Raw genomic sequence first — 9,203 nt, forward strand, 5'->3', positions numbered from 1 at the left:
TAAGAGCTCAGCTATGAGACGGGTTCCAAACTTTGTGCTGCTTCGAGCGTTCGAGGCGGCAGCGCGCCTGGAGAGTTTTACGCTGGCGGCCAAGGAGCTACACCTGACCCAGTCGGCCATCAGCCACCAGGTCAAGGAATTGGAGGAGTATTTCGGACGGAGGCTTTTTGACCGTCGCACGCGGCGCGTTGAGCTGACACCGGAAGGCAAGCGCTTGCAGGAAAGCCTCTCGCGTGTCTTCGATGTAATCGAGGCCGCCTGCAACGAAGTCGCGCTGGCGCCTCAGTCGCAAGTGCTTGCGGTCTACTGTGCGCCAAGTTTTGCCGTGAAGTGGCTCGGCCCTCGGTTGCCTCAGTTCATGCAGACACACGGCGACATCACCATCCGGCTGTCGTCGGGGCCCGAAGCGATTGACCTTACGCAAGCTCGCGAGGTGGATGTTGCGATTACTTACGGTTCAGCGCACACGCGAGCGGGCCTGATTGTTCGCCCCTTGGGAAAGGAGCGCATTCTTCCGCTATGTTCGCCTTCGTTGGTCGATGCAAACGAGCCCTTGCGCAGTCAAATGGAAAAGCTGCCGCTGATTGATTCGCAACTGAGCCGTGTAACCTGGCCAGACTGGTTCGGCACAAACGGCATGGCCTGTCCGACGCGACCAAGGGCGTCTTTCGACCGGGGCGCACTTGCCATCTCGGCAGCGGTCGATGGCATGGGCGTCGCACTGGAGAGTATCCGGCTAGCTGAGCGCGAACTGTCGAAGGGAGACCTGATTGCACTTGGCGAGGATGAGTTCATGCACATCGCGCGCGAGACCCATTTCCTTTCCTATCGGCAGAACGAAGCGCATCTGCACAAGGTAGGCGCGTTCGTTCAGTGGCTGACTGATCAGCTTGGCGTGCCCTAGCATGAATAGCGCCTACCTCTCATGTGCGCAATGTTCCGAGCAGCTTCGTCACCAGCATGATACCCAGACACGCTGCAACCAGGCCGAGCACAGTGCGACCCCGTTGGATCGGCGTAGCGCAAGGTTCCGCGATTTTAGTGACGACCCCCGGCATTGTGCCGGTTAGGAAGGCGGTTTCATCTCAGCCACCTCACGGGGATACGGTGGCACCTCATGCGCGGGTAGTGACGGCTAGGTTCCGTTCGCTACTACCTGCTTCGGGCATCGGCGTGACGAACACCGCAAGCGCTGTCAGCGCCGCGGTGGTCCAGCCGGTCGCGGAAGCACCGGTCAGCACCCGCGCCACGGCACAGTGATTGAGTCAGAGCCCACCCCCGTCCTTGCTCCCTCGACCCCTTCAGGATGTCGGAGGGGGAAGCGCAACATCGCCGAACTATCTCCGCTGCCCATCAGGACTATGCAAAGCTTGTATTGGCCAGATGCCGGCGGGCGGCCCCGCGACCAGCCCATTGTCTGAGAATCTGTAATGAAGGAGCAGCGTTCATCAAGAGCTTCGATGCTGCCTTCAGTTGCGCGCCAATAGCTTCCTCGGCGTCGACTGCTACAGCATCACTCGGCGCAGTCACGAGAAGTGCACCGAGTGGCTGTAGTTCGTTCTGGTGAATCAGGGGCGCGCCAACGGCCATCAATCCGTCGTAATAGTCATCGCGCGCTACGGCATAGCCTTGCATGCGGACCAAATTGAGTTCTTGCGTCAGGGCTGCTTGTTCCGTGATCGTTTTCGACGTGTGGGCCTCGTAAGGATCGGGACCGAGTAATCGCTCACGTTCGTCCCCGGTCATCCATGCAAGTAGGAGCTTTCCAGAGGCAGAACCGTGCAATGGACTCTTGAGCCAAGTGTCGTAGTAGGGCGAAAGCGGATTGGTGCCTTGGACGAAGTCCACTATTAGCCGCTCGCTGCCTATGAATAGCACAAGCGCAACCGTTGCCCCCCCTACGGATTTCTGACAGGAATGGAGCGTCTGCGCCGATTCCCGTCGCAGCTGAGTGATGGGGTGGAACAGTGACAGGGGGGATAGCGCCAACGGCCCCGGCAGATAGCGCTTCTGAACTTCTTCGCGGACGGCGTAGCCATGCTCCACCAGCGTCTGCAGGAGTCGGTGTGCCGTGCTCGCGTCAAGCCCCGTTTCGGCGGCAATGTCCGACAACGATACGTACCCATTGGCCTGCCTGAGCACATCAAGGACTTGGAGCCCGCGTGCGAGCGACCCTGTCACGCCAGCACCCTCATCACCTTTGCCACGAAGTGCCGGCCGTCCAGGCTTGAATGTATTTTTCGTCACGTTATGAGGGGATGCCGAAAGAATCCGGCAAATTTCGCAATAAAAGTTTCATTGTATAGCGGGGAAGTGGGTGGGGCCTCTGGAACAGCAGAGATAGGAAGTGAGCCGGCACTTGGAATGTACTGTCTCTGCCCGAACCGTGTGCAGAGGGCGATTTGTTTTCGTGAGGTCGGGCTGAGTGCGAGCGGGTAGGCGGGAGTGGGAGTCTGCGCTCCGTCGTGACAGGGCTGTTGGTGGATCAGGGCTGGCATGGATGAGCGGCCGGCGCCTTGCGTAGAAACCCCTATGCCGTAAAATGAAATGATAGTTGCGGTATACGAAATTGAGCCCTAATATTTACGCAACCAGATTTGATTTCTCCCTCCGGGCATGCGACGTCATAAACGTCGGAGTAACGAGAACAGCCCTGCATGGCAGGACAACCTGTCCTCCTTCAGCCGGGAGCGCGAACGCGGGCCGATGAGGCCCTTAGAGGTAAGTCCCCCACCGGTGGGTGCCCAGCTTCAGGCTGCTAAATCGACGAGATGCAGTCTATTCGGACGATCGGCAATACGGCGGTACGGTCATGGTCCATTGGAGAGTCTTGCTTATCCGTACGGATACCGCGGGGGACACGAAGCTCTTTGCTGCCGGCAGTTACGACGACTGAACTCGATGGCGACGAGCTGCGCATCATCGAACGAGTGGTTAATCTCGAAATACAAGAACCGAGGCCGGGTGTGTGTACCGATCTGAGCCGCGCACTTTGACACAGCAACACTTTGACGCTTGCGAATAGCGCAACAGAAAACTACGCCATGAAAACACCATCACGAAGAATGCCCGTCGCCATCTTGGGCTCGGGAAATATCGGCACCGACCTGATGTACAAGCTCCAACGTAACCCTATGTTCGACCTGCGCCTGGTGGCCGGCATCGATCCTGCCTCAGAAGGTTTGGCGCGAGCGCGAGAACTTGGCTATGCGACGTCCACCGACGGCGTCGAGTCGATTCTCGAGGAAGGTGACATCGGTATCGTTTTCGAAGCAACCTCGGCCCGTGCGCATAGGCAAAACGCGCCCCGCTTCAAGGAGGCTGGGATCTTCGCAATTGATCTCACACCTGCGAAGGTTGGCCCCAGTGTCGTGCCGTGCGTGAACATGGATGACGGGTTCGACGCAAAGAACGTGAACCTCATCTCCTGCGCGGCACAGGCGACAATTCCGATTGTGCACGGTGTGAGCCGTGTTGCGAAGGTGAAGTACGCCGAAATCGTTGCAACCGTTTCCAGCAGAAGCGTCGGGCCGGGCACGAGAGAGAACATCGAGGAATTCACGCTTACCTCGCAAAAGGCTCTAATGGAGGTCGGTGGCGCTGGGCGCAGCAAGGCGATGGTAGTGATCAATCCGGCCGATCCACCGCTCATCATGCGCAACACCATTTATACGATTGTGGATCGAGATGTCGATGAGCAGGGAGTAAAGGACTCTGTACTGGAAATGGTGAAACAGGTCCAGAGCTATGTTCCCGGCTACCGTCTCACCGTTGAACCGTTCCTGCGCGACGATCATTTCATGATTGGAGTCGAGGTCGAGGGAGCCGGAGACTTCCTGCCGCCTTATGCAGGAAACCTGGACATCATCAACGCGGCTGCAGTGGCCGTTGCAGATCGCTATTGCGCGACACAATTCTAAGAGGCATCCATGGCAAAGATCACTTTCGTCGATGTAACCTTGCGCGACGGAAATCATACATACCGTCATCAGTTCACTCCTGAAATTGTGCATGCGACAGCTGCCGCGCTGGACACCGCGGGGGTCGACATCATTGAAGTCGGCCATGGTGACGGCCTCGGCGGAAGTTGCCTCCACGTAGGGCGTGCACCGTCGACTGACCGCCAGCTACTCGAAGCCGCGTGCAGCGCTGTGAAGCGAGCAAAGGTCGGCGTTCTCCTTTTGCCCGGTTTTGGGCTCTTTGCTGATTTAGAGATGGCGGCAGAGGTCGGAGTGAGCGTGGCTCGCATTGCAACGCACTGCACTGAGGCCGATGTGACCGAGCAGCATCTGCGTCGGGCCAAGGATCTGGGCATGTTTACCGTCGGCTACTTGATTTCGGCCGGCATGGCCAGCCCCGAACAGTTGGCGGAACAAGCCCAGAAACTGGAGTCGTACGGTGCAGACTATGTGAACCTAGCCGAATCGCAGGGTCATCTGGTTCCAAGCGAAGTGGCAGCGCGCATTCGTGCGGTACGTCAAGCTGTGAAGATTCCTATCGGATTTCACCCCCACAATAACCTTGGCTTGGCCATCGGCAACATCCTTGCTGCGGTGGATGAGGGCGCTACGTTCATAGACGGGAGTCTCAAGGGCTTCGGTGGTGGCGCGGGCAATGCGCAGACTGAAGTCGCAATCGCGGCGCTCAAGCGCGCCGGTCACGAAGTAGGGGCCGATTTGTTCGGCATCATGGACGCAGCCGACATTTTCGCCCACAAAGTGGCTCCGCAACCCATGCCCGTTATCGATAACGACTCCCTACTCATGGGATACGCGAATGTCTATGGCGGATACATCCATCCCGTTAGGCATGCTGCCGAAAAGTACCGCTGTGACCCGCGGGCACTGGTGTTGCGCCTTGGCGAGCGCAAGGTAGTTGCCGCCCAGGAAGACGTGGTCATCGAAGAGGCGCAGAAATTGTCGTGTGGTTCGGCCACCTAGGTCCGCCGAGAGCTGCAGCCCGATTGAATGACGCATAGCAAAGTACATGAAATGGTGTTGCCCTACTCGGGCAACACCTCTTTGCGTGCGCCAGGCATGGCGCGCAGCGCCGTGACTGGCGCTGTCTGGCTCGCTGTGGTGGCGAGCCGGACGACTTGGGGGTGTAAGTCCCCTACACACCCGGCAAGGGGAAGTGTTAGCTGAAGGCAAGGGTGTCCGTCGCGAGGCGGAATCTGAAGGAAGCCACAGGCAAAGCGCTGGCCTGACGAACAGGAAGCGGATTAGGCGGCGTAGCGGGGTGAGGTGGCGCAAATCACTCAAGCCCAATACTTGCACGGAACGCTACGACGTAGATCCGACAGGCATAAGCGTGAAGGTCGCGCGTCTTACCCTGGGAGGCCTGCGAGCCTGCCTTGTGCTACTGCCGTTGAAAGGCGGCGGGATGGGCTCGCAGGAGTCAGCAGAGGCCGTAATAGCCGTTAGAACCGCAACGGTGAAGGGCCGAACCTGTCACGAGTGGCAAGTCACGCGTGATCTCTGTATGGTCGGGCACAAGTGCCGGCGAGAGCCGGCAGCCCGCGACAACGCAGGAGGGGCCGGAAGCCCCAAGGGCGGTTGCGGGTGCCTCTTTGGCCATCAGGCGACACGATGCACGAAACAAGCTCAGTGCCAACAGCCAGTGAGGCGACGTGCAGACAGGAAACGCCGGATACGTGATCCGTACGTCCGGTGTTGTGGGAGGACGGCGGGGGCGACCCCGCCTCCTACCCGATCTAAGATGGCGCGGGCCTTGGCGGAAGCCGCGCTCGAACGCCCGCGAAACGGCAAACAATCGGCCGAATTCAACTCAAAACGAATGGATGACCCTCAACATCCTGCACCACAATCTCTCAAGGACGAGGTTCTGCTCAAGATGGGACGGAACCTGCTGTTAAATCAGCAGGTGGAACACCTTCTAAAGGCCATACTCGGACTCGCAAGGATCGAGGGTACACCCGAGGATGCCCCGGCTCGGCTTGAGGCCCGAAATGCAGCCCTAGCGACAACCTCGATGAAGGGCCTACAGCGGCGATTTCGCAGCGAACGTCTCGCGGCCCCGGATGGACTCGCAAACAATCCGGAGCCGGCTGACTCTTCGCTGCCTTGGTTCAGCACGACGATTCGGTTCGAGCTTGAGCCGTCGGGCAGGGAGGCTTTGGAGGCCGATCTGGATGCGCTAACCGCGGACCGCAACGAACTCGCGCACCACTTTCTACCGCGCTGGCAACCTGGCTCCGCTTCGTCGCTGGCCGAGGCTAGCGCTCATCTGGACCGGCAGCGAGAGAGAATTCTCGCAATGCACCATCGCCTCAAATCGATGCATGGCTCGATGACTGAGTCACTACAGTTGGCTACAAACTTGGGGTCGTCCGACGAGGGCTTGGCCGCCATTGAGCTCATCCATCCCCATAGCATCCGAATGGTTGAATTGCTCAACAAAATCACAGCAGCTCTAAAGCGTCCAGATGGGTGGACCGACCTGGCTCACGCAGCGATCGTTGTAAATCGCTTGGAACCGGACGCGCTTGCTGGCCGCAAGGCGCGGTACGGGGAGAAGAGCCTTAAGTCGCTGGTCCTCAAATCCGGATTGTTCGAGGTCGCTGAACAGAAGTTCCCCGGAGGCACGAGGACCTTGATTCGCCCGCGCGAGGGCGGCTAACGAACCGCAAACTCAAAAAAGGGGAGCCACAGCTCCCCTTTTTCTACTACCAAATCCCGTACATTTAAAGTGCGGCGTCTTTCAGCTTCTTCAGCGGGCGGACTTTAACCTTGACGGATGCCGGCTTGGCGGCAAACCACTGCTCTTGGCCCGTGAAAGGGTTCTTGCCGAAGCGCTTCTTCGTAGCCGGAACCTGAATCGCCGAAACCTTGAACAGGCCCGGCAGCGTAAATTCGCCAGCGCCCTTCTTGTGGACAGCGCTGACGATGGTGTTCTCAAGATGGTCCAGGACAGTTTTCACAGCCTTCTTATCCAGCTCAGTCTGGGCGACCAGGTGGGCGAGCAGGCTCGACTTGTTGAAAGTGTCCTTCAGCGGCTTGGCTACAGGCGCAGCAGCAGCCTTCTTCGCCGCAGGTGCGGCCTTCTTCGCCGGCGCTTCCGGTTTCTTTGCCGCAGTCTTCGTGGCGGCCGTCTTCTTCGTTGCCATTTGGCTCCTCTCGCAAATCACCGGCATTAGTGCCGGAATTCGCGCAGCATAGCGAAAAGTTTAGGGCGAGTCCATGCGTAATCGCCATCAAACCGGCCCTGCCGAATCAGGCTAGATAAGCGGCCGCACCCTGCCTTCTCAAGATCTAGACGACCCTACTCCAGCCCATCGCCTCTCCTCGAACAGTAAATCAGGCCCCGCCATTCCGTGCCGCTGGGTCAAATCCCACCGAATGATGACTGGGTAGCCGCGGCGCCTGGCTTCCGCCACTCCTCTCGCTATTGCAGTTCGTGCCTGGGGCACCTTCTGTTCGATATGCTGAAGTACCATCCACGAGATTTCGGTCGGTCCACAGACGTCGTTCGAGCAGTCGAAGAAACTGTCGCCGTCGGGAAGACGATGGTGGGGCGCCCGCTGGTCGCAGAGGGGACAATTCGAGAACTGGCGCATGGAATACTCCGAGTTAGATGGAGTTCCTATGCTAGGGGGACGGCGGCAATTCGAGTCGTCTAGACCTTCGGTGCAGCATAGCCGGGACTGTAGCGTTGGCGCATCGATTGAGCCAATCGGGATACAAAGGAGGCCCCGCCCCGTGTCATTTGGTACTTTGGGTGAGCCGGAAAATTGTGCAGCTATGCGGCTGTGCGACGCTCAGCGAACGGTAGTGAGCTTAACGGTGAACACGTTGTCGCAAGGGTCGCCTACGCGACGGCCATTGGGCGATCCCTCGTGCCCCCTGCAATAGACCTCGTGCTGCCCGTCCTCCCGAAACAGAACGATGTTCTGCAAGTCCAGGCCGCCTTGCTGGCAACGCGGGTTCATACACCGCTCGAAGCGCGAAAGGCTTAGCTTCGTGTACGTGTGGGTTGGCACCGCCGGGGTTCGGCGATAGCTCTCCCATGGATCCTGAGTTACAACAACCGTCATCTCCTTGATGTCAGGGAACGCCTTGTTGCGGTCCGTCGTCGTACCGAGAAAGGGTTCGCTCTTAGACATAATTGGGTCCTCGCCGAAGATAAGGTTCGAACGACGCCGCCGCGGAGGGGGCGCCAGGTTCCCATCAGGATAGCAAACGCACCAAAAATGAACGCCATAGTGGGGGCGTCACTCCGACGGAACGAACGCCCCGGCCAGACCGCAGATGGAGCTGGTCTCCGCTCCAGAGGGCGCGTTCATCGCCGGCATCGGGACGCCTGATTTACTCCTCGGCGATGAGGAACCGGTTCGGATTCTTCCCCAGCCACAACGGAGCGCGACCGCGGCCGGACCAAGTCTTTCCGGTCTTGGGATCGCGATATTTCGGAGGCAGTTGCGACTTCGGCTTGCCAGCGCCACTGCCTGCGGGACGACCGCGACGGCGCTTGTTAATGTCATCGACCGTCAGGCCATACTCAGCCATCAAATTTTGAATCTGCTCGATAACGCCTGCGACTTCATTGGCACGCACTTCTTCCAGGTGGGCCTCGAGGGCCTGCTTCTGTGCCACGAGTTCTTTGTAAGTTGCCATTCGGTGTATCCCCTTTTCAGACTCGACTATAGAGATACAGAATAATGCAAATATCTCTCAAGTGCATATAAAATTTCGCTCCTGCCAGTCCGGTGACTTGTCACCAAAGTTCCAAGCCGGTCCCGTCTAGAAATCGCTTGATTTCAGAACTATGCGACCGGAACTCGGCACGGCCCGATTCCGCGCCGCGACAGTCCTAATGCGCTCCCATCCATGGTTGAAAGACTCAAGGAGCGCAGCATCGCGGTCGCTAACGGAAAAGTCCGAAAGCTCAAGACCGAAATGATCCTCCAACGCTTCGCGGCTTACCACGAAGGTCTGATTGTGGCTGCCGATGAGATAGTCAAACTGGACCCCGATGTCGTCATCGATGTACGTCACCTCGAGCCCATGGGGGTAGACCATAGTGTGCTCCCCAACGCCATTCGCCGAAGCTCGAATATACCTGCTCTTTCGCTTGGATTTGCCAGGAAGCGGTCTTCCGCGCCTGCCACTAGTCCATCGCGTCATTGAATTGGCACCGGGCGAATTCGCCGCGCTGGATCGTCGTACTTCCACTTGATTGGCTTG

The 9,203-nt window shown here is 58.7% G+C and carries 9 protein-coding genes; 4 read left to right on the forward strand and 5 right to left on the reverse strand.

The window, feature by feature from the left end; genetic code table 11:
* The first annotated feature begins 13 nt into the window (after positions 1-13).
* On the forward strand, positions 14-904 hold the full coding sequence (locus tag AC07UK_RS19105; RefSeq protein WP_494686187.1) for a LysR substrate-binding domain-containing protein: 891 nt from the start codon (positions 14-16) through the stop codon (positions 902-904).
* 455 nt (positions 905-1,359) lie between these two features.
* On the opposite strand, the gene AC07UK_RS19110 is transcribed toward AC07UK_RS19105, so the two are convergent.
* Positions 1,360-2,247 (reverse strand): IclR family transcriptional regulator, encoded by an 888-nt coding sequence (locus AC07UK_RS19110; RefSeq protein ID WP_494686188.1) that lies wholly within the window; start codon positions 2,245-2,247, stop codon positions 1,360-1,362.
* Between the two features lie 797 nt (positions 2,248-3,044).
* On the opposite strand from AC07UK_RS19110, the gene AC07UK_RS19115 reads away from it, so the two are divergent.
* From AC07UK_RS19115 to AC07UK_RS19125, 3 genes are all read left to right on the forward strand, one after another.
* Positions 3,045-3,920, forward strand: a complete 876-nt coding sequence (locus AC07UK_RS19115; protein WP_494686189.1) for an acetaldehyde dehydrogenase (acetylating) — start codon at positions 3,045-3,047, stop codon at positions 3,918-3,920.
* Between the two features lie 9 nt (positions 3,921-3,929).
* Positions 3,930-4,940 carry a 4-hydroxy-2-oxovalerate aldolase gene (gene dmpG, locus AC07UK_RS19120; protein WP_494686190.1) on the forward strand — a complete coding sequence of 337 codons (1,011 nt, stop codon included), beginning with the start codon at positions 3,930-3,932 and terminating at the stop codon, positions 4,938-4,940.
* Positions 4,941-5,730: 790 nt separating this feature from the next.
* Positions 5,731-6,639 carry an LOTUS domain-containing protein gene (locus AC07UK_RS19125; RefSeq protein ID WP_494686191.1) on the forward strand — a complete coding sequence of 303 codons (909 nt, stop codon included), beginning with the start codon at positions 5,731-5,733 and terminating at the stop codon, positions 6,637-6,639.
* A gap of 64 nt (positions 6,640-6,703) precedes the next feature.
* Here the strand turns inward: AC07UK_RS19125 and AC07UK_RS19130 are convergent, their stop codons facing one another.
* The 4 genes from AC07UK_RS19130 to AC07UK_RS19145 form a co-directional block, all read right to left on the reverse strand.
* Entirely contained in the window at positions 6,704-7,126 is a 423-nt protein-coding gene (locus tag AC07UK_RS19130; protein ID WP_494686192.1) for an HU family DNA-binding protein, read from the reverse strand.
* Between the two features lie 651 nt (positions 7,127-7,777).
* Entirely contained in the window at positions 7,778-8,122 is a 345-nt protein-coding gene (locus AC07UK_RS19135; RefSeq protein ID WP_494686193.1) for a hypothetical protein, read from the reverse strand.
* A gap of 202 nt (positions 8,123-8,324) precedes the next feature.
* A complete protein-coding gene (locus AC07UK_RS19140) occupies positions 8,325-8,633 on the reverse strand; it encodes an H-NS histone family protein (RefSeq protein ID WP_494686194.1) in 309 nt (102 codons plus the stop codon).
* A 126-nt stretch (positions 8,634-8,759) separates the two neighbouring features.
* Entirely contained in the window at positions 8,760-9,038 is a 279-nt protein-coding gene (locus AC07UK_RS19145; RefSeq protein ID WP_494686195.1) for a DUF1488 family protein, read from the reverse strand.
* Positions 9,039-9,203: the final 165 nt, after the last annotated feature.

The sequence above is a fragment of the Cupriavidus sp. GW821-FHT07C08 genome (assembly GCF_059419025.1).